Source organism: Chelativorans salis (genome assembly GCF_025336525.1).
Taxonomy (GTDB): Bacteria; Pseudomonadota; Alphaproteobacteria; order Rhizobiales; family Rhizobiaceae; genus Chelativorans; species Chelativorans salis.
Genome location: NZ_JAOCZP010000001.1, coordinates 651,454 through 670,735 on the forward strand (window position 1 = coordinate 651,454; position 19,282 = coordinate 670,735).

General features: G+C 62.3%; 15 protein-coding genes and 1 tRNA gene. 8 read left to right on the plus strand and 8 right to left on the minus strand.

Features of this window, described 5'->3' with window-relative positions:
* Positions 1-981: 981 nt before the first annotated feature.
* Entirely contained in the window at positions 982-1,806 is an 825-nt protein-coding gene (locus tag N5A92_RS03190; protein ID WP_260900390.1) for a chromate resistance protein ChrB domain-containing protein, read from the plus strand.
* Positions 1,803-3,206, plus strand: coding sequence for a chromate efflux transporter (gene chrA, locus N5A92_RS03195; protein WP_260900393.1), 1,404 nt, complete (start codon positions 1,803-1,805; stop codon positions 3,204-3,206). The genes N5A92_RS03190 and chrA overlap by 4 nt, the downstream gene beginning before the upstream one ends.
* Positions 3,207-3,213: 7 nt before the next feature.
* Here chrA and N5A92_RS03200 read toward each other — a convergent pair whose 3' ends face one another.
* Positions 3,214-4,176, minus strand: a complete 963-nt coding sequence (locus N5A92_RS03200; protein ID WP_260900394.1) for a GlxA family transcriptional regulator — start codon at positions 4,174-4,176, stop codon at positions 3,214-3,216.
* A gap of 58 nt (positions 4,177-4,234) precedes the next feature.
* The gene (gene folD, locus N5A92_RS03205; protein WP_260900395.1) at positions 4,235-5,131 is read right to left on the minus strand and encodes a bifunctional methylenetetrahydrofolate dehydrogenase/methenyltetrahydrofolate cyclohydrolase FolD; all 897 of its coding nucleotides are present in this window, start codon (positions 5,129-5,131) and stop codon (positions 4,235-4,237) included.
* A 173-nt stretch (positions 5,132-5,304) separates the two neighbouring features.
* On the opposite strand from folD, the gene proC reads away from it, so the two are divergent.
* Positions 5,305-6,105 (plus strand): pyrroline-5-carboxylate reductase, encoded by an 801-nt coding sequence (gene proC / locus N5A92_RS03210; protein ID WP_260900396.1) that lies wholly within the window; start codon positions 5,305-5,307, stop codon positions 6,103-6,105.
* A gap of 264 nt (positions 6,106-6,369) precedes the next feature.
* On the opposite strand, the gene N5A92_RS03215 is transcribed toward proC, so the two are convergent.
* Positions 6,370-7,689, minus strand: coding sequence for an NAD(P)H-dependent oxidoreductase (locus tag N5A92_RS03215; protein WP_260900397.1), 1,320 nt, complete (start codon positions 7,687-7,689; stop codon positions 6,370-6,372).
* A gap of 168 nt (positions 7,690-7,857) precedes the next feature.
* Between N5A92_RS03215 and N5A92_RS03220 the strand changes: the two genes are divergently transcribed.
* The 4 genes from N5A92_RS03220 (at position 7,858) to N5A92_RS03235 (ending at position 10,804) form a co-directional block, all read left to right on the plus strand.
* Positions 7,858-8,880 carry an ABC transporter substrate-binding protein gene (locus tag N5A92_RS03220; RefSeq protein WP_260900398.1) on the plus strand — a complete coding sequence of 341 codons (1,023 nt, stop codon included), beginning with the start codon at positions 7,858-7,860 and terminating at the stop codon, positions 8,878-8,880.
* 55 nt (positions 8,881-8,935) lie between these two features.
* On the plus strand, positions 8,936-9,706 hold the full coding sequence (locus N5A92_RS03225) for an ABC transporter ATP-binding protein (protein WP_260900399.1): 771 nt from the start codon (positions 8,936-8,938) through the stop codon (positions 9,704-9,706).
* Positions 9,696-10,544, plus strand: coding sequence for an ABC transporter permease (locus N5A92_RS03230; protein ID WP_260900400.1), 849 nt, complete (start codon positions 9,696-9,698; stop codon positions 10,542-10,544). The genes N5A92_RS03225 and N5A92_RS03230 overlap by 11 nt, the downstream gene beginning before the upstream one ends.
* A gap of 184 nt (positions 10,545-10,728) precedes the next feature.
* Positions 10,729-10,804: transfer RNA gene (locus tag N5A92_RS03235), tRNA-Phe, on the plus strand.
* A gap of 409 nt (positions 10,805-11,213) precedes the next feature.
* Here the strand turns inward: N5A92_RS03235 and N5A92_RS03240 are convergent.
* From N5A92_RS03240 to N5A92_RS03260, 5 genes are all read right to left on the minus strand, one after another.
* The gene (locus N5A92_RS03240; protein ID WP_260900401.1) at positions 11,214-13,691 is read right to left on the minus strand and encodes a P-loop NTPase; all 2,478 of its coding nucleotides are present in this window, start codon (positions 13,689-13,691) and stop codon (positions 11,214-11,216) included.
* 722 nt (positions 13,692-14,413) lie between these two features.
* Complete coding sequence (locus N5A92_RS03245) at positions 14,414-14,803, minus strand: cupin domain-containing protein (RefSeq protein WP_260900402.1); 390 nt, start codon at positions 14,801-14,803, stop codon at positions 14,414-14,416.
* A 168-nt stretch (positions 14,804-14,971) separates the two neighbouring features.
* Positions 14,972-15,355: a VOC family protein gene (locus N5A92_RS03250; protein ID WP_260900403.1), complete on the minus strand. Its 384-nt coding sequence runs from the start codon at positions 15,353-15,355 to the stop codon at positions 14,972-14,974.
* A gap of 411 nt (positions 15,356-15,766) precedes the next feature.
* The gene (locus N5A92_RS03255) at positions 15,767-17,326 is read right to left on the minus strand and encodes a sulfatase family protein (RefSeq protein ID WP_260900404.1); all 1,560 of its coding nucleotides are present in this window, start codon (positions 17,324-17,326) and stop codon (positions 15,767-15,769) included.
* Between the two features lie 12 nt (positions 17,327-17,338).
* A complete protein-coding gene (locus N5A92_RS03260) occupies positions 17,339-18,145 on the minus strand; it encodes a GntR family transcriptional regulator (protein ID WP_260900405.1) in 807 nt (268 codons plus the stop codon).
* Between the two features lie 73 nt (positions 18,146-18,218).
* On the opposite strand from N5A92_RS03260, the gene N5A92_RS03265 reads away from it, so the two are divergent.
* On the plus strand, positions 18,219-19,241 hold the full coding sequence (locus N5A92_RS03265) for a TAXI family TRAP transporter solute-binding subunit (protein WP_260900406.1): 1,023 nt from the start codon (positions 18,219-18,221) through the stop codon (positions 19,239-19,241).
* Positions 19,242-19,282: the final 41 nt, after the last annotated feature.

Genomic DNA, 19,282 nt, shown 5'->3' on the forward strand with positions numbered 1-19,282 from the left:
TATTTTTTAAGGCGCGTCCAACGCGCCCCGCCGGAGTCTGTCCCGACGGTCGGCCGGTCACTCGGCCTCCCCGCCCTTCCCGGCTGCACCCAATTGGGGGCTTAGCCGGGCCGGACGAGAAGCCCTGGCGGCTTCTCCGCAATGCCAGCAACGCTGTCACCCAGCGCTCCCGGCACCGCCGGCCTGTCGCGGGCCCTCAGGCCTCCGGGTACCGAGCCCGAAGGGGGAGGTTTCCGCCGCTCTCCCTGATCCCCGGTCCGGACCCGGTTCCCGCGAGAGCGATGGGGAGGATTGTAAGGGGCGTTCGGGCAGGGGGGAGTATTTTCCTGCGAGAAAAGTTGGAGAAATTATTCGGAAGCCAGGGAAAACAATGGGTTGGTGGGGAAGAAAGATTTTTTGTCGCCACATTTTATCCCCGCGCAGGCGAGGCATCGCCGGCTGAGGTGAAGGGCGCCCGCCGCCTTTCCAACGCGCGTCATCCCACCCGCGCGCGGTGGGGTGGGGGATGACGCCCTGAGGGGGCGCCACGACCCGTCCACTGAAACCGAAGGGCGAGGGTGGAGCGAGGTGGGTTGGCGGATTCTGACCGTCGGATTTATCCCCCGTTTGGAGATTGGCGCCGGTTCTCCCTCACCGACCCCGCTGCGCGGCCCACCTCTCCCCCATCGAAGATAGGGGAGCGGAGTGGCGCTCGGCATCGCGGCCGGCGAGTCCTCGCCCCCACAAGGTGGGGGAGAGGTGGGCCGCGAAGCGGGTCGGTGAAGGGATAGTGGCGCTGGCCGTGAGGACGGGCGCTGCGCCTGTGCGGGCGTATGGGGTTAGTTGGCGCCGCGTTGGACGATCAGGCCTGCCGTGTTCTGGCCGAAGCGCTTGACATGCGGCGCGCGGGGCGCAAGAAATTATACATGGGGATCGCGATCTCCCCACGAGGCGCCAGCCCAAGAATCGCGTCCACGAACCCGTTAAACGGAAGGACGCGTCATGCCCTCTCCTACCACTATCTCCATCGACAAACTTTCCCGCCTGATCGGCACGCCCAACTGCCCTGCCCTGATCGATGTCCGCAACGAGGAAGACTTTTCCGGCGACCCGCGGCTGATACCCGGCTCGGTCCGCCGGCCGCATGAGGAGGCGCGCGACTGGGGCCCTGCGGTCGAAGGGCGCTCCGCGGTCGTCATCTGCCACAGCGGCAAGAAGCTCAGCGAGGGGGCGGCCGCCTGGCTTCGCCATCAGGGGATCGCCGCCGAATCGCTGGAGGGCGGCTTCGAGGCCTGGCTGGATGCAGGGTTGCCGGCTGTGCCGGCGGAGCGACTGCCAGGGGAGTTCGCCGGGGGCGGAACGGTCTGGGTCACCCGGGCGCGGCCCAAGATCGACCGCATCGCCTGTCCCTGGCTTATCCGGCGCTTCGTCGACCCTCAAGCCGTCTTCCTGTTCGTCGCCCCGCAGGAGGTGATTGCCGTGGGCGAGCGGTTCGATGCCGTTCCCTTCGATGTCGAGGACGTTTTCTGGAGCCACCGCGGGGAGCTTTGCACCTTCGACGTCATGGTCGAGGAGTTCGGCCTGACGACGGAACCGCTACTGAGGCTCGCGGCGATTATCCGCGGCGCCGACACAGCACGGCTCGACCTCGCCCCGGAAGCCCCCGGTCTGCTCGCCGCCTCACTTGGGCTGTCGCGCATGTTCGCCGACGATCTGCAACAGCTCGAAGCCGGCATGGTGCTCTACGATGCCTTTTACCGCTGGTGCCGCGATGCCACGGACGAAACCCACAACTGGCCCTCGGCCAAACCCAGGCAAACGAGATGAACGAACAGCTTTCCGATGTCCCCGCATATCGGAACATGCCGGCAGACGGGCACGGCATCCCGTTTGCAGAAGGATTGAAAGTCTGGCTGCGAGTGGCGGCTCTAAGCTTCGGCGGGCCTGCTGGGCAGATCGCGGTCATGCACCGGATCATCGTCGAGGAGAAACGCTGGATCGGCGAGAACCGCTTTCTCCACGCGCTCAACTACTGCATGCTGCTTCCTGGGCCAGAGGCGCAGCAGCTCGCCATCTATATCGGCTGGCTGCTACACCGGACGGCAGGTGGCGTCATCGCCGGCACGCTCTTCGTGCTCCCGGGTTTCCTGTCCATCCTAGCGCTCAGTTACATCTACGCAGCCTTCGGCAATATTCGTATCGTTGAGGGCCTGTTCTTCGGGCTCAAGGCAGCGGTGCTCGCCATCGTACTCCACGCCGTGGTGCGTATCGGCAGGCGGGCGCTGAAGAACCGAGCAATGATCGCTATTGCGGTCGCCGCCTTCATTGCCATCTTTTTCTTCGATGTGCCGTTTCCGCTCATTATCCTGTCCGCCGCGCTGATCGGCTTTTTTGGGGGGCGGATGGGCTCGCCACGGTTCCAGATCGGCGGCGGCCACGGTAAGACATCAAAAGATGTCCTATCCGATGCGGATTCTGCGCTGGGCAAGGGGGTGCCAGCCCACGCGCGACCCAATGTCGCCTGGTCGCTCCAGGTCTCGGCTATCCTCCTTGCCCTGTGGCTGGTGCCGGTGACGACCATCATCGCCGTGCTCGGCATGGGCAACGTGTTCAGCCAGATTGCTCTTTTCTTCAGTCAGATGGCCGTGGTGACTTTCGGCGGCGCCTATGCGGTGCTCGCTTATGTGGCGCAGGAGGCTGTGCAGCACTATGGCTGGCTTCAGCCCGGCGAGATGCTGGATGGCCTTGGCATGGCGGAAACGACGCCGGGGCCGCTCATCCAGGTCGTCCAGTTCGTCGGCTTCATTGGTGCCTATCGCGACCCCGGCGCGCTCAACCCCATGATGGCGGCCACCCTTGCAGCGGTTCTCACGACCTGGGTGACCTTCGTGCCGTGTTTTCTGTGGATCTTTCTCGGCGCGCCCTTCATCGAGACGCTGCGCGACAATCGGGCCATGACGGGTGCCATGTCGGCCATCACGGCCGCCGTCGTGGGCGTCGTCATGAACCTTGCCGTCTGGTTCGCACTCCATGCGATCTTTCGCGACGTGTCGCCCTGGAGCGGCTACGGGCTGGTGGTGGAGGTGCCGGTCTGGTCGAGCGTGAGCCTTCCCGCGCTGGTGCTCACGACGGCCGCCGTTTTTGCCATCTTCCGGCTCGGCGTTCCCTTGATCGCGGTGCTGCTCCTGTCGGCGCTCGCCGGACTTGTCTGGACGGCTATGGCGTGAGGGCGCCTCAATACGTCGTCCGTCTCTCGTCGCTCGGGGGCCTGCCGAATTGCAGGCGGTAGCTTTGGGCGAAGTAGGAGTGGGAGGTGAAGCCGGTGGCGATGGCGACGTCTAGGATGGACATGTTGGTCTGACGCAGGAGCTCGCGGGCGCGCTCCAGGCGCAGGCGCATGTAGTAGCGGCCGGGGGTCTGGCCCAGGTGGCGCAGGAAGAGGCGCTCGACCTGGCGGACGGAGAGGCCGGCGGACTGGGCGAGCTCCACGGCCGAATAGGGCTCGTCGAGGCTCTCGGCCATCAGGGCGACGATCTTCTGCAGCTTTTCGGACTTGCCGGCGAGGTCGCGCTCGGGGCCGATACGCTGGCGGTCGATGGGGGAGCGGATGCGCTCGTGCTGGAACTGGTTGGCGACCTCGTTGACGACGCCGTTGCCGAAATCGGCGCGGACGATCTCCAGCATCAGGTCTATGGAGGTGGTGACGCCGGCGCAGGTGTAGCGCTTGCGGTCGATCTCGTAGACGTTGCCGGTGCACTCGATCTCGGGGAAGCGCTCCTTGAAGCCGGCGCGATTTTCCCAGTGGATGGTGCAGCGGTGGCCTTCGAGCTGGCCGGCCTCGGCGAGGAGAAGCGAGCCGGCAGCGATGGCGCCCAGTGCCCGGCCCTGGCGGCCCCAGGCGCGCAGTGCCGCCAGAACCTTGCTCTTGCCGGGAAACTCGGTGGCGAGGCCAACGCAGACGAAGAGGATGTCGGCTTTCGGCAGGTCGGCAATGGCGTAGTCGACCTTGATGGGCAGGCCGTTGGAGGCCATGACTGCATCGCCGTCGGCCGAGACGGTGATCCAGCGATAGAAATCGCGGTCGAGCAGGCGATTGGCCGAGCGGAAGGTATCGATCGCCGCGGCGAGCGAAAACATGGAGAACCTGTCGACCAGCAGGAATGCGAACTGCCGGCCCTCCGCCGTGCCCTCGGTCATGGCCGGGCTTTCTACAGGATATGACGGAGTGCGGAAAGCCATGCCGGGGGATGGGCGGTCAGAAGACGGGCGGCTTGTGCCCGGCTGCGCGGCAGGCGGAGACGAGCGTATTGGCCATCAGCATGGCGATGGTCATGGGGCCGACGCCGCCAGGGACCGGGGTGATGGCGCCGGCCACCTTTTCCGCCTCCTCGAAGGCGACGTCGCCGACGAGGCGCGTCTTGCCCTCGCCGCGCTCCGGGGCGGGGATGCGGTTGATGCCGACGTCGATGACGGTGGCGCCGGGCTTGACCCAGTCGCCCTTGACCATCCCGGGCCGGCCGACGGCGGCGACGAGGATGTCTGCCGTGCGGGCGAGCGCGGGGAGGTCTTTCGTGCGGCTGTGGGCGATGGTGACGGTGGCGTTGGCGGCCAGAAGCAGGTTGGCCATCGGCTTGCCGACGATGTTTGAGCGGCCGACGACGACGGCGGAAAGGCCGGACAGGTCCTTGCCGCGCAGGCGCTCGAGGAGGAGCATGGAGCCGGCGGGGGTGCAGGGGACGAAGGCGGTGGCGAGTTCGCCGGTGCCGAGCTTGCCGACGTTTATGAAGTGGAAGCCGTCGACGTCCTTTTCGGGGGCGATGGTCTGGATGATGCGGCCGGCGTCGACGTGGTCCGGCAGGGGGAGCTGGACCAGGATGCCGTGGATTGAGGGATCGTTGTTGAGCGCCTCGACGAGGGCGACTAGATCTTGCGGTGGCGTGTCGGCGGGGAGCGTGTGCTGGACGGAATGGAAGCCGCACTCCTTGGCCTTCTTCGACTTGGAGGCGACATAGACCTGGCTTGCCGGATCCTCGCCGACGATGACGACGGCGAGGCCCGGCGTCGTGCCGGCGGCGATGAGTTCGGCCGCCTCTGCCGTCACCTTCTCCACCACCTCGGCGGCCACCGCCTTGCCGTCGATTATCTCTGCCATGAAACACCCTCCCGGTTCCGGTTTTGCCGATCTCCCGCATATGCGGCAATGGCGGCGCGCGCAATCCCGCACATGCGCCGCCTTTTGACGCAATCGCGAATGCTGGCGGGCTGACGGCGGTTGCGCCCAACGGCTGCGAGCGCGTATTGCTGGAGCGAGAATAGGAGGCGTTCATGGGCAGGAAGGTTGTTCTCGTCGGCTGCGGCAATATGGGCTACGCCATGCTGAAAGGGTGGCTGTCGGCCGGCAAGCTGGCGGCGGGCGATGTCACGGTGGTGGAGCCGAATGAGGGGCTGCGGGCGCGGGCGGCCGCGCATGGCGTGGTGGTGACGGCGGATGCGGGGGAGCTTGCGGCGGCCGATCTCGTGGTCTTCGCGGTGAAGCCGCAGGTGATCCGCGACGTGGTGCCGGCGTATCGGAGGCTCGAGGACGCGACCTATCTGAGCGTTGCCGCAGGGACGGGCGTGGCCACTTTCGAGGAACTGCTTGGCCGCGAGGCGGCGGTCATGCGCTGCATGCCCAACACGCCGGCGGCCATCGGCAAGGGCATGATGGTGGTCTTCGCCAACCGCAATGTGGGCGCTGAGACGAAGGCGTTCGTGGAGGGGCTTTTGGCGGCCAGCGGCGCCGTCGCGACGATTGACGACGAGGCGCTGATGGACGCGGTGACGGCGGTCTCGGGCTCGGGGCCGGCCTATGTGTTCCACTTCATCGAATGCCTGGCGGCGGCGGGCGAGAAGGCAGGGCTGCCGGCCGAAACCGCCAAGCTGCTTGCCATGCAGACGGTCTACGGGGCGGCGTGCCTTGCCAAGGAAAGCGGCGAGGAGCCGGGGACGCTGCGCGAGCAGGTGACGAGCCCGGGCGGGACGACGGCGGCAGCACTCGGCGTGCTGATGGGGGAGGAGCGGCTGGCGGAGCTGGTGGGGGAAGCGGTGGAGGCGGCGAAGCGGCGGTCGGTAGAATTGGGGGAGTGAAGCGTCTCGGCTGGTGCTGGAGTGTTGCTCCGCGTGGAGGTCAGGGCCGGTGCCCTTTCACGCCCCCCTCTGTCCTGCCGAACATCTCCCCCACAAGGGGGGATTGCGCGCTGGCCGCTTGATCCGGCGCTTTTCCTGCGATGTGCAAGACTGGCGAAAATCATCGTGGCGGCCAATCTCCCCCGTGTGGGGGGTGTCCGACCCTTCGACAAGCTCAGGGCCAGAGGGGGCGTGAAGGAGTGCCGGCGTTTTCAAACCGATTCCCTACCCCTCGCCGGTCACCATCTCGTCCTGCAATCGCCGCAGCTCCATCAGCTTTGTGCCCGGTATGGGCGCGGCGTTGTCGTGGGTGATGAGCGCGCCCTTCTTCACCGGGGCGGTGACCGTGCCGCCTTCGAGCAGGCCGCAGGGGACGGCGCCGGCGGCGCGGGCGTCCTCGGCCGTCATGATCCACGAGCGGTAGGTGTATTCGCCGATGGCGTCGAGCTTTTCGCCGGGGGCGAGGTCGCGCTTGGCGACCGCGCAGACCTCGGCCACCGGCTTGTCGAGCGGCACCATGTCGGCCTTGCCGTAAAGGACGGCGCGGGCGCAGGTGAGCGGCACTTCGAGGCTTGTCAGGTGGTGCGGGCGGTAGAAGGTGAAGTAAGGCCCCTCCCCCAGCTTCAGGTCGGCCATGCGCTCGTGCAGGCGCGGGTGGGCCATGTCGGCGACGACGAAGACACCGGGGGCGACGCCCTTGCCGATCGTGAAATCCACGCACCCCTTCTTAGACAGTACGCCGCCGTCGGCCGCAGGGCAGAGCACGCGCGGCAGGTCTTCGAGGGTGGCGGCGGGGCCGTGCATGCCGGGCTTGTCCGGGACGAGGCCGGTGGCGTTGGCAATCGCGGCCATCTCCACCATCGTCTTGGAGCCGTCGACGAACTCGACCAGCATGCGCGGGTTCATGTTGCGGCGCTCGGCCTCTTCGCGATAGTCGTCCGGCGTGGCGTCGTGGTTGAGCGGGTTATTCTTGCCCTTGCCGGCGGCGACCACGTCGTGCCCCATGGCGGTGACGAACTCGATCAGCTCCATGCAGGAAGACGGCTCGTCGCCCGCACCCAGCGAATAGACGACGCCGCGCCTGTCGGCCTGGCGCCGCAGATAGGCGCCGATGGTGACGTCGGCCTCGACATTCATCATGACGAGATGCTTGCCCGCCTCGATTGCGGCGAGGCCGTATTCAGCGCCGGCGGTAGGCTTGCCCGTTGCATCGACGATGACGTCGACATGTTCGCTCTCCATGAGATGCATGGCATCGCCGACGATGGCCGTGCGGCCCGAGCGGATGGCATCGGCCATGGCGCCGACGGACGCGGCGCGTATAGCACTTTCACGCGGCCGGCCGGCGATGCGGACGGCGGCCTCGGCATTCACGTAGCGCCGGTCGGCAATCGCCGCGACCTCGATGCCACGCATGAGGGCGACCTGGGTGACGATGTCGGTGCCCATCTCGCCGCAGCCGATGACGCCGATGCGCACGGGCCGCCCCTCCTCGGCGCGGCGAGCGAGATCGCGGGCAAGGCCAGTCAGGGCGACATTGGTCATCGGTGGTTTCCCAGCGTGAGAGATGGCCGGAGATAGAGGGCCGGCGCGGCGCTTTGTCAACCGGGGCCGGCCGGCGGGCCGAGAAACCGGCTTTTTCCCTTGCCCGTGCGGGAGCGCTGTGCGAGGAGCCGGGGCATATAGATCAGAACGTGACCAAGGGAGGAGCTTATGTTCACGGTTACACGCAGGTCGTTCGTGGTGGCGACGCTTGCCGGGGCGGTTGGCCTTGCGGCCACCGGCGCCCAGGCCGCCGATAAGATCAATGTCGGCATCATCCCCTCGCTCACCTCGCATTCGCCGAGCATCATCGCCGAGGCCAGGGGCTATTTCGCCGATGAGGACCTCGAGGTGGAGTTCGTCAGCTTTCAGTCGGCGCAGCCGATGGCGGTGGCGATCGCCTCGGGCGACGTCGATTTCGGCATGACGGCGATCTCCGGCGGGCTCATCAGCCTGGCTGACAAGGGCGTGATCAAGGTGATCGGCGGGGCGCTGCAGGAGGACCCGGAGATCGAGGGACAGAAGATCCTCGTCTCCAAGGCCGCCCACGATGCCGGCGTGAGAAGCCCGGCGGACCTGAAGGGACACAGCTTCGGCATCACCACCACCGGCTCCTCCTTCCATTACATGGCGCACAAGATCGCCGACGGGGAAGGCTTCCCGCGCTCGGAGATCAGCCTCAGGCCGTTGCAGAAGGTGCCTGCCGTGATCGCCGCGCTGAAGAGCGGGCAGATCGACGCCTGGTCCATCGTGCCCAATATCGCCGGCAGCCTGACGGCGAGTGGCGACGTGGTCGAGATCGGCAAGGTCTCGGACTATATCGAAAACTATCAGGTGACCACCGTCTTCACCTCGACGGCCAATACGGAAGAAAAGCCGGACCTCGTGAAGCGCTTCCTGGCGGCCCTTTCCAAGGGAATGGACGACTACAACGCCGCCCTGGTGGACAAGACGATGGGCGAAGAGGAGACGGTGGAGATCGTCGAGGCGATCCACGAATACATCTACGCCGACCAGCCGCTCGACAAGGCCGCCCCGCGCATCCGCGCCGGCGCCATGCGCATGAGCCCCGATGCGGCGATGAACCTCGCCAGCATCGAAGACCAACTCGAATGGTTCAAGTCGGAGGGGCTGGTGCCGGAGGGCGTGAGCATGGAGAAGCTGGTCGACGCGAGCTTCGTGGAGACCTATTGAGGCGCGAGCCGCCCCGCCTGCGGGGCGGCTGCCCGAGCAGAAGCGCGACCGGCCTATGCAGCTCATCCTTCAAGGCATCAGCCACCGCTACGGCGGCACGAACGTTCTGGAGGACATCTCGTTTGCCGTCGGCGACGGTGAGATCGTCTGTATCGTCGGGCCCTCGGGCTGCGGTAAGTCGACGCTGCTTCGGATCGCCGGCGGGCTGGAGCGGCCGGGCGAGGGCGAGGCGCTGATCGCCGGCAAGGCGCCGGAGGGCTCCCTCAACCCGCTCACTTATATCTTCCAGGACTTTGCGCTTCTGCCCTGGCGCACGGTGGCGGGTAATGTCAGCCTGGTTCTTGAGGACCATGGCATCGAGACAAAAAGGCGGCGTGCCATCATCGACGACGTGCTTTCGCGCACCAATCTCTCCGACTTCGCGCATGCCCTGCCACGCCAGCTCTCCGGCGGCATGAAGCAGCGCGTGGCGATCGCCCGGGCGCTGGCCGTCAAGCCGGCGATCATGCTGATGGACGAGCCCCTGTCGGCACTCGACAGTCAGACGCGTGAATTGCTCATGGACGACCTCGTGGCGCTATGGCAGCGCGAGCGCTTCTCCGCCTGCTATGTCACGCACAATCTGGCTGAAGCCGTGCGGCTCGGCCGGCGCATCGTCGTGCTCTCGCGGCGGCCGGGGCGCATCCGCGAGGTGGTGGATATCGACATGCCGCTTGCCGAGCGGCCGGAGCGGCTGGTCGAACTGGAAAAGCTGCAGCGGCGGGTGTGGGAGATCATGCGCGAGGAAGCGCGCGAAGCCGACAGGGAGATTTCCGATGTCGCATGAAGCGGCGTCGACCCAGGGCGCGGGGCGCGAAGAGGACACCGCGGCGCCCGAGGCAGCACGTCCGGTGCCCTTCCGCGGCGGCGGCTTCACGCACCGGCGGCTGGGGCCGGTGGCGCCGATTGTCTTTCTTGCCATCATCGCCCTGTGGGAGGCCGGCTCGCGCGCGGGCATCATCAGCCCCATCGCCCTGCCCGCCCCATCGGAAGCGCTTGGCGCGCTGGGCGACCTCGTTACCACCGGCATGCTATGGAAGCACCTGGGCGCAAGCATCTACCGGCTTGGGCTCGGCTGGGTGCTGGGCAGCCTTGTGGGCATTTCTGTCGGCCTCATGGTCGGCCTCTTCTCGCTCGCCCGCGCCGGACTCCTGCCACTGGTCTCGGCCCTCTTTCCCATCCCGAAGATTGCGCTTCTGCCGCTCTTCATCATCTGGTTCGGCATCGGCGAGGGCTCAAAGGTGGCGACCATCCTTTTCGGCACCTTCTTTCCCACGGTGATCGCCACCTATGGCGGCGTCGACAATGTCGACCGGAACCTCATCCGCATGGGTCAGTCCTTCGGCCTTTCGTGGCTGTCGATCGTGCGCAAGATCATCATCCCCGGCGCCATGCCGGCGATCCTGTCGGGCTTCCGCATCTCCGCCTCCATCGCCATCGTGCTTCTGGTGGCGGCGGAGATGATCGGCGCGGAAACGGGCATCGGCGCCTATATCCTGATGGCTGGCGCGCTTTTCGCGCTCGACCAACTGATCGCCGGCGTGGCGCTTTTATCGATGCTCGGCCTTGCCATCGCTTGGCTGATCGGCCGCGCCGAACGGGCGCTTCTTTCCTGGCGAGCATGAGCCAACACCGCACCGCGCTCGACGACCGGCCGCCGCTTCGGGCGACTGGAAAAAACTCTCGCCAATTCCCTACCCAGGGCGCTGGACAGGGCAAAATCTCATGCTATAACCCACGCGCCTTCGGCGGAGCACCAACCCCGCCGGCCGGACGAGAGCGGGCTCACGCCCAACGGCAAAACGGCGCGCCCAGGTAGCTCAGTTGGTAGAGCAGCGGACTGAAAATCCGCGTGTCGGTGGTTCGATTCCGCCCCTGGGCACCAGCAACCCCAGGTTGCAGGACTGAAATCATAACTTACTGATTTTATTTCCTTTATTTCTTTATACAACCGGAAATTCTGGTGCAAGGATGCTAATTTGACGGTATTTTTGACGGTCTCGTCCGCTTGGGTGACGGTATCGACCAATTCGGTTGAATTTAGCTAAAGCCCTAATTGTGTTGAGTTTTTTTTTGCAATTTCAAGGGGTTCGGGTTCCCTACTTCGATTCCGGCGTGCGGAATCGAACCGCCGCCAGGCGGGAAAGCGCGTGCTAGAATCGACCATGCTCTGATATGTATTTGACTGTGCTGAACCGCGCCGGGATTTCCCGGAGGCTGCTACTTCCACAAGAGTTGGAGCCTCCGGCAAATCCCGGCGCGGTTCAATGACGGACGTTGCCGCAGTTGAGCTGTTAATTCTCTTCAAGATACCCCGGTCCGTACGACTCCTTCCAACTGCCGGTCGTTGCGAGGCTCATTACGTTGCTCACTGCCTCTTGGAGACGAGCGTTGACATGCTTCTTGCGCGCGACGAGCAGTTCGTTGGCATATTGCTGTGCGATAGTCTGGGTGCCTTCAACGCCGAAGAACTTCAGCATGACTGAGATGTGTCCCTCGGCTAGCGTCACGATGGGATATGTGTCTGTTGCATCGGCGACACGGTTTAGTGCGCGGAGCGCCTCTATCGCTTCATTGAGTAGCGGCTGCGCGTCGTCCCAGCTCAGAGACATCGAGGCGATGATCATCAGCTGCTGGGCATAGGCGTGTTCGATTTGCGGGGAAGTGTAAGCTTCGCGTGCGGTCTTTAACTTTTCGAGCGCTTCCGTTTGCTTGTTGAAGTCGCGCAGCGCAAGGCCATATTGGAGCCAGTAAAGTCCATCGATATGAAATTTTGTCTCAAATGCCTCATAAATAGATCGGACTTTGTCCTCATCATTACGCATCATCTCCTTGATGAAACGATGATTTATGATTGACTTGAAAACGACACTGTCAGCCTTTCCGACATGCTTGATTACCGGGGCCTCATAGTCAGAGAACGCTTCTAAAACAGCGATAAGGCAATCCCTGATAATCGTCGTCGGCACAATTTTTTCAAAAAGTTCGCGGACATAAACTGGGTGTCGCGCAGAATACTTCTTACCGTCGGTCACGATAATGCCCTCGGTCTCACGCGATAAGATGTTGACGTCTTCTGCGATGCCTAGGTTTGAAAGAGCCGCCCCCACAATGTGGGAACTTAGCGTCGATCTATGAATGCTCGCAAGTCCGACAATAGTAAGAAACTTTTTGTGTTGGTCATCACCTGCATTTTTGAAGTCGTTGTCGATGATTTGCGTGAATCCGAAGCCGGTCGTCGCTTCCATCAAGCCTATGAGCAATTGCCGATCTGCTCTGCTGTATATTTCAGCGACGCGCTGCTCCTGCCTCATCTGTTGCAAGCGCGTCCAAGGCCCGAACTTCTCCAGCTTTTCTAGTATTCTTCCGGGATCGGCCTTGCGAATCTTCTCGACCTTAAACACCTTGGAAATGACAGGTTCTACGGCCGCTTTCACACGTCTGTTCCAGATGTTGAGCCTCTCCGAAGCGACAATGCAAACATGCCTTGTCTGCGGGCCCTCCAGCAGTTCTGCCACCTCGTTATGCATCGCCTCCATCTTGTCGATGAACAAGTAGAACCTCGAAGAGTTGATCTGCTCCAGCGCAACGACGACCTCCTTAAGCTCGCTGACTGCCTCCCTCAGAAAATAGATGGGTGTGTTCGAGACCTTGCTAAGGTGCAGTGCGGTGATCATCAGCGCAGTACTTTTGCCAGAGCCCGCAGGCCCCACCAGGGCTATACACTTTCTACCTTCGTACCCTTCCTCAACGAGTTTTGAGAAATCCTTGATGAAAGCAAGGTCAGCTGGAACGCCGTCGAGTATGTCAACCCAGCGCGGCTTATATCCCTTGTAAAACTCCCGAATTGCTCCAAGGGTGTGGTCCGAGCCGGAGTGCGGAAGGATATCTGCGCTTACGAGCGTGACACTGTTTAGTGCGCGCTTTTGTGGTTCGGTGAGCGCTCGATTGATGTTACGCAACTCTGGACGTCGTGCGGTAGCAAGATCCCATCCAGTTGGACGTTGTGGCATTTCGCGGCTGAGCCACTCCGCGAAATCTTTCAGTGTGCCGGGCACGTGAACAAGGTTGAGGCTACTGAGATGATGTTTGTCGATCTCACTTGCGGATGGAGTTATTACGTATCCTTGAAGCGGCGCTCTTTTCACGATCGAACGCATCTCTGCCATGGCATGTTGAAAGAGCGGCTCGTTCAGCTTGCTGCCAACGAAAACAAAGGCGTAGTTGCTGTGGTTCTGGCCCAATTCACGGTACCAGATGGGAAGGCGATTTGAGCCCTCACCATACTCTTGAGGCGAAAATATAAAGCCGTCTTCCGGTCGATCAGCTGAGCCATTCAACTTAACGAGCTGCACATATTTGAATATCGGATCGATTTCTTCGAGCGGTGAATTTCGCGCAGAGATCTGAACATTCTGCGTTCTCGCCTTCCGTAGCGCTGTTTCGGTGCAGTCATCGATGTTCAGGGTGAAGATACGCAACCACGGAAAGGACGCGAGTGTTTGAAGTTCCGGCGATGGCCTTGTGTTGGTTAATCGCCTTCTTAGGAACGAGTGGAGTCGCGCAGAGTCGGTTGCGTCGATTGCGGAGTAGACGGTACTGAGCGCCTCGCCTTGATAGGACCACCCCATCAGTGCAGCGAGTTCTTTGGCAAGGTCGTCGCCCATGGGTATGTCAAGATTTTCAGAGTCGCGCGATCCAGAGGAGGCGCCGGCGCCGAGGAGAAGCATCAGCCGGCCACTCAGATAGGCGTTCTTTATTTCAGGCAACATTGGATGCTCCACGTCGTTGCGCCGCGACAGAGGTATTTCAATTTTCGCCAGAATAGTTCCCTCAAGCGCAGCCTATCGGAAATCGCGCATTGTGCGAAGGAATTGATGTGCGGGATCGGATATGATGGCGAGCCGCACAAGCTAATGAATGATTGTCCTAAGGGTGGCGAAGTTCAGTTTTCTAGTGAGTGGTAGTGTCGGTACTTTTGACGGTATCGGCGCTCGCCTCTATCAAAAAGGTATTTTTAAACAATAAGTTAGAACTCATGTGGGGTGCCGCCCCTGGGCACCATCCCCTCTTCTCCCGACATCCTCTTTCGCCGAAGCTTCTACGCAGAAATCTCAGCAAGTATCTGAACTTACTTGCCTTTCATGTTCAGGCAGTTCAGCATAAGGAAGTGCTTGAGTCTTCCGCTCTGCGCCACAATCTGCGGTCCGGAAAACAAGACTTTGATGAACGAGCGGATAAGGGCGGAATTGCTCGCCTTCGAGAAGGTCCGCTAATGGCTCCGGGATTCAGAGGTGCTAACGTCCGAGATGGCGACTTCCGCCATTGCTGCCTCACTGCACCAACGTCAGCTTATCCGTTTTCTCGGCCAAAACCGGACAGGCAGCTTTCGGCCCTCAGTGGTCGTTGAGCTTTTTCATCTCAAGGATCTACACCGCAAATTCTATGGGGGGTATAAAAACGCCTATGGTGCTAGGTGGTAGTGCCGGGCTATCTAGCCGAGGTCGGTCTGGATCCAACGCGGCGAATGGTGGACGTCTATCGTCTGTAAGCGCCCTGGTCCCAGATTTTCGAACCGGTGCGGGATGCCGGCCGGGCCAAACACAACCTGACCGGCAGTCGCGTCGAGAACTGTGTCTCCAACGAAAAAGCGGGCCCGACCCTCGGTCACGACAAACACCTCGTCATAGGGATGCACGTGAAGACGTGGGCCTTCGCCAGTGCGGTCGGTGCCGTAAGCGAGCACGGTCACCGGTGCTCCGAGCGCTTCACCCGGCAAAGAGCCACGCCAGGGACCTTCAGCACCTGGATCGAAAAGCGTTGCCTGAGCAGGCGCGCTTCCGCTTGGCTTGACCGAATTGACGTCGAAATCATTGCGCGTCATGTCATCTCTCGCGAATGGTCCATCTCTCTATTTCGCAGTTCAGTATGAAGCCCGCCGGCGTATCCAGGGCCGCGACCCGAATTGCCCTGCATCGCAGTTCCAATCTCTGGATATCTGGCGCGGCAAAGTGCGCTGTCTGGTCGTCCCTTCCTTGCGTCGGCGAAACGCTCATGCGCTGTTCAGATGGAGGATGTTGCCGTCAGGGTCCTTGAACCAGACCATCTTGAACCCGTTCGCGTCGTGGACCCCGTCCTTGTATGACACGCCCTCCATCTCATAGCGCTCGAACGTCACACCCTTGGCACCCAGGTCGGCAACGATGGCGTCGATATCTGGTCCGCAGTCCCACACCACGGCATTGGCCTCGTTGGTGCCGGCGAATTCCGAAGGGTAGACGACCAGATACGTCGCACCCGTCTTGTAGACCAGCGCGCCTTCCATGCCTTCGTCGTTGAGTTCCAGCCCCAGTATATCGCTGTAGAAACGCCTCGCCCGATCGATGTCGCTCACCGCGACAATGGCCGAGGAAGACTTGTCGTTGAGTGCATTCATGGAATGTCTCCTTGATTGACATTCAAAGGACGAATGAGCTGCTTCGGTTCCGACACCCAAGAGGGAGGTCTCGGCAAATATGCAGAAAGTGACACAAACAAACGAGGCTGCATCGGAGATGCCAAATGTCCGCTATTCGCCTCCCGGCCCCGAAAGCTGACGGTCAACTTACGGTCCCCAAAAAGCATCCGTCAGAGCCGTCCGTTTCGCGCCTCAATGTCGGCCGTTGAGGCAAACCTTTGCCTCCGCCCGCAAGCGACCATGCTGGAGTTCGTGGTTGTGCCAAGAACAGCCATTCAAACGCCGCTGCAGCAGTGACTGTTATGAAGGGACGGCAGCCTTCCTCAACCCGGTAGAGTAAAGGTCGAGCTCGCCAGAGTCCCCACGGACGGGCCGGACTTAGTGGCTCACCTATGCGAGGCGCGTCGCTCGCGGACTTTCCTCCATGTTGCGGATCATCTCGTGTACAAGGCGATCCGTGAGTTCAGCGCGGATGTGCCGATGCGCCTTATCATCCCATAGGTTCCGCGTCTCGCCCGGGTCGGCCTTGCGATCGTAGAGTTCGCCCCAGTCTTCGTCCTTAAACACCGTCATGCGCCAGCGGTCGGTGAGAAGGCAGCGCGCACGGGCTGGCTTGTCGAATCCCATGCGTGGGCCGCCGTCATGGTGTTCGATAAGCATAGCGTCGCGAACGGGGCGGCCGTCCTGGATGTTTGGAAGCAGGCTCTTCCCCTGCATGCCCCAATAGGGAGCAACGCCCGCGCGGTCGAGGATTGTCGCCGATATGTCGATCGTCGAAGCGAGTGTACGCGAGGTGCACGCCCTCCGGTCGGAGGGATCCGCCCAGATGAAAGGCGTGCGTGTGATGGCGCGCGTCGGCAGCGGTCCCTTCAGCAGCAGGTTGTAGTCGCCGAGATAGTCACCATGGTCCGAGGTAAAGATGACGATCGTATCCTCAGCCTGCCCGGATTCCTCCAGCGCGGTCAGCACCTGGCCGATTCTGTCGTCGATCATGGTGATCATGCCGGCGGTGAGCGCCATCGCCTCGCGCAAGGCTTGATCATCCGCATAGAACGCCGCCTGGGATATGGCTTCGCGTTCGCCCTGCTCCCAGCGTTTGCGCAGATATCGCAGCGGTGGCGGCGGGTTTTCATGTGCCGAATACGGCAAGCCGATCTCGAACTGCTCGGGCTGGTACATTGACCAGTACTTGCCGGGCGGGTTGAAGGGATGGTGCGGGTCGGGAAACGATACAAAGGCGAAGAACGGGGCGTCGCTACCCGCCTGCTCGCGGATCCAGGCGGCCGCGCGGTCGGCGATCCAGGCGGTGGGATAGGACTCCTCGGGAACGGGTGTCCGATAGGCCTGAGGACAGCTGTAATTGTGCGGCAACTCGTTGGCGGGGTCATACAGTTCCCGCCAGTTCGGATGCGTCCGGCGGAACCACTGCCCGTAATGGCCGCCGCATTTGTCGCCGTGATCCGTGACCATCTCGACGTGCTGGTAGCCGTAGTAAGGCGTGCGGACCGTATAGACCTCCTCGCCGGCATAGCTGCCGGGTTGCTCCTCCTCATAGGGCACGACATCGGGCTTCCAGGCCTCGGCGATCGGCCCGGTCTCAGGGACTGGCCCGCCCTTCGGTCTGTTCGACGAAAACGGCTGCAAGTGGCTCTTGCCGATCGTGGCAGTCCGATATCCATCGGCGGCAAGCACCTCGACAAAGGTGTTGGTGCGCTCCGATAGCACACAGCCGTTGTGACGCAGTCCGTGCACAGAAGGATAGCGTCCGGTCAGTAGCGACGCCCTGTTGGGCATACAAACGGGCAGGGCTACGTGAAAATCGTCGAAGCGTGTGCCGCGTGCCGCCAGCGAATCGATATTCGGGGTTCGCACAACCGTGTGACCGTAGCAGCCGAGCCAATCTGCCCGATGCTGATCCGTGATGAACAGCAGGAAGTTCGGTTTGCGCATCTGCCCCCCAAATCAGCTCGCTTCATCCGTGCGCTGATTGGCTGCGTTTTTGTTGATGTTGGTGAAGAGTTGGTCCGCCCTCTGTAGGGGCAATAGTCCATGTTCGCGCATAAGAAACTCGGCACGCGTTCCTTCGCCTTTTCGAATGGCGTCCACGAGCCGGATGTGGTCGCGCTGGGCGTCGATCAGGGCGGCGCGTCCTTCCTCATCGGGCAGGAAATGCAAAAGCGGCGCGGAGCGAAACGGATTGCGCACCATCAGCCGTTGCAGCGCGGTATTGCCAGCAAATGCCGCGATCGAGGTGTGAAAGCGGTCATTGATCCGGGCAAATTCACGAAACGTCTCGGGGTCATGGCGCTTTGACGCGATAAGCTCCGCAATCCCATTGAGGCATTCCTGCAACGTAGCATTCTGATCGGGTTCGAGACCCTTTTCCGCAAGCAGGCGTGCCGCCATTCCTTCGAGCACGGCGCGCACCTCCATGATCTCGCGCATGTCCTCGATGGAGAAACGCCGAACGCGAAAGCCGCGATTTGGCGCCCCTTCCACGAGGTCTTCCCTTTCCAGCGTGGCCAGCGCCAACCGGACCGGCGTTCGCGAAACAGCCAACCGTGCTGCCAATCCGGTCTCCGTCAGCCGCTCACCCTGAACAAGCGTTCCGTTCATAATGAGCTCACGCAGCTTGCTGGTCACCTCCTCGGTGCTGTTGATCCCGCCCCTGAGTTCAGAATGCATGCAATTTATCCACTCGCTGTTTTTGAACTTCCCTAATTCTCCCTTATGTCGATAAAATGCAACCCCTCTCTTGTTGAATTGCATGCAATCTTGTGTAATCGTTTCGCCAGAGGATGTGCTGGCGGAAGCCGCGCCGTCCCAAAATGGGAGGAAACCTATGAGACACACTACGCGTAAAGTGGCGGGTGCTATTGCCGCTGTTAGCCTGTCGCTCTGCGCCACCGCCGCTGGGGCGGAGACCGTCAGGATCGAGACAGGCACGTCGGCCGGCCTGACGACGCTGATCCCACAGCTCCTGGCCAAGTCGCTTTCCAACGAAGGCGTGGATTTCCGCATCAATGCGGATCAGACGTTGACCCGATCGGCCCTCAGTCTCGGCGTCGGCCGCATCGACGCGGCCATCGTCCCGCCGCCGGCCTTCAACGCAATGTCGCGCGGCGTCGGTCCCTACAAGGATAGCGCGGATCAGGCCAAGGCGACCGCGGCGGAGCTGCGTAGCCTGTTCCCCTTCGCGGGAGGCGTCTTCCATCCCATCGTCTGGGCCGATTCCGGCATCGAAACCTGGGAAGACATGAGGGGCAAGCGCATCTTCATTGGCCCGCCGGCCGGCGCGGCCAATCAGCAGATTACGACCCTCATCAGGTTGGCGAGCGGGGGCTTCGAGCCAGACAAGGACTATACGCCCGTGCGGCTCGGCTGGGGCGCGGCCATACCTTCCTTCCAGGATGGTCAGTTTGATGTGCTCGTTATGTCGTCGCCGGCCGGCGGCGCCGCAATCGAACAGATCGGCCTGCAGCGCAAAATTCGGCTGATCGGTGTTCCCGCCGAGGTCCTCAAGACCGAGGAGTGGGCCGAGCAGTTGGAGGTCACGGGCGAGACGAATGCAGTCATCGCGCCGGGAACATATTCGGGTCAGGATAACAGCGATGAGGAGATCGCCGTTCCTGCCTATGCCATGGTCTTCGCTGTGAACAGGAAGATGGACGACGATCTCGCCTACATCATCACGAAGACCTACTGGGAGAACATCGACGAATACAAGAAATCGGTCGCGGAACTGGCGCAACTCCCTACAAGCGAGCCCTTGGCCGGCAACAACATTCCATTACATCCGGGCGCCGTACGCTACTATGAGGAGGAGGGGATGGCCATTCCCGACCGGCTGATGGCGAACCAGTAGTCCCGAACCCGGTACCGGCACCATCCGCTGAAGAGCCATTC

What these genes read in the sequence shown, in the direction of transcription:
- N5A92_RS03190 (WP_260900390.1), top strand. Translation starts at nt 982, where the DNA reads ATGCCCTCTCCTACCACTATCTCCATCGACAAACTTTCCCGCCTGATC.
- chrA (WP_260900393.1), top strand. Translation starts at nt 1,803, where the DNA reads ATGAACGAACAGCTTTCCGATGTCCCCGCATATCGGAACATGCCGGCA.
- N5A92_RS03200 (WP_260900394.1), bottom strand. Translation starts at nt 4,176, where the DNA reads ATGACCGAGGGCACGGCGGAGGGCCGGCAGTTCGCATTCCTGCTGGTC.
- folD (WP_260900395.1), bottom strand. Translation starts at nt 5,131, where the DNA reads ATGGCAGAGATAATCGACGGCAAGGCGGTGGCCGCCGAGGTGGTGGAG.
- proC (WP_260900396.1), top strand. Translation starts at nt 5,305, where the DNA reads ATGGGCAGGAAGGTTGTTCTCGTCGGCTGCGGCAATATGGGCTACGCC.
- N5A92_RS03215 (WP_260900397.1), bottom strand. Translation starts at nt 7,689, where the DNA reads ATGACCAATGTCGCCCTGACTGGCCTTGCCCGCGATCTCGCTCGCCGC.
- N5A92_RS03220 (WP_260900398.1), top strand. Translation starts at nt 7,858, where the DNA reads ATGTTCACGGTTACACGCAGGTCGTTCGTGGTGGCGACGCTTGCCGGG.
- N5A92_RS03225 (WP_260900399.1), top strand. Translation starts at nt 8,936, where the DNA reads ATGCAGCTCATCCTTCAAGGCATCAGCCACCGCTACGGCGGCACGAAC.
- N5A92_RS03230 (WP_260900400.1), top strand. Translation starts at nt 9,696, where the DNA reads ATGTCGCATGAAGCGGCGTCGACCCAGGGCGCGGGGCGCGAAGAGGAC.
- N5A92_RS03240 (WP_260900401.1), bottom strand. Translation starts at nt 13,691, where the DNA reads ATGTTGCCTGAAATAAAGAACGCCTATCTGAGTGGCCGGCTGATGCTT.
- N5A92_RS03245 (WP_260900402.1), bottom strand. Translation starts at nt 14,803, where the DNA reads ATGACGCGCAATGATTTCGACGTCAATTCGGTCAAGCCAAGCGGAAGC.
- N5A92_RS03250 (WP_260900403.1), bottom strand. Translation starts at nt 15,355, where the DNA reads ATGAATGCACTCAACGACAAGTCTTCCTCGGCCATTGTCGCGGTGAGC.
- N5A92_RS03255 (WP_260900404.1), bottom strand. Translation starts at nt 17,326, where the DNA reads ATGCGCAAACCGAACTTCCTGCTGTTCATCACGGATCAGCATCGGGCA.
- N5A92_RS03260 (WP_260900405.1), bottom strand. Translation starts at nt 18,145, where the DNA reads ATGCAATTCAACAAGAGAGGGGTTGCATTTTATCGACATAAGGGAGAA.
- N5A92_RS03265 (WP_260900406.1), top strand. Translation starts at nt 18,219, where the DNA reads ATGAGACACACTACGCGTAAAGTGGCGGGTGCTATTGCCGCTGTTAGC.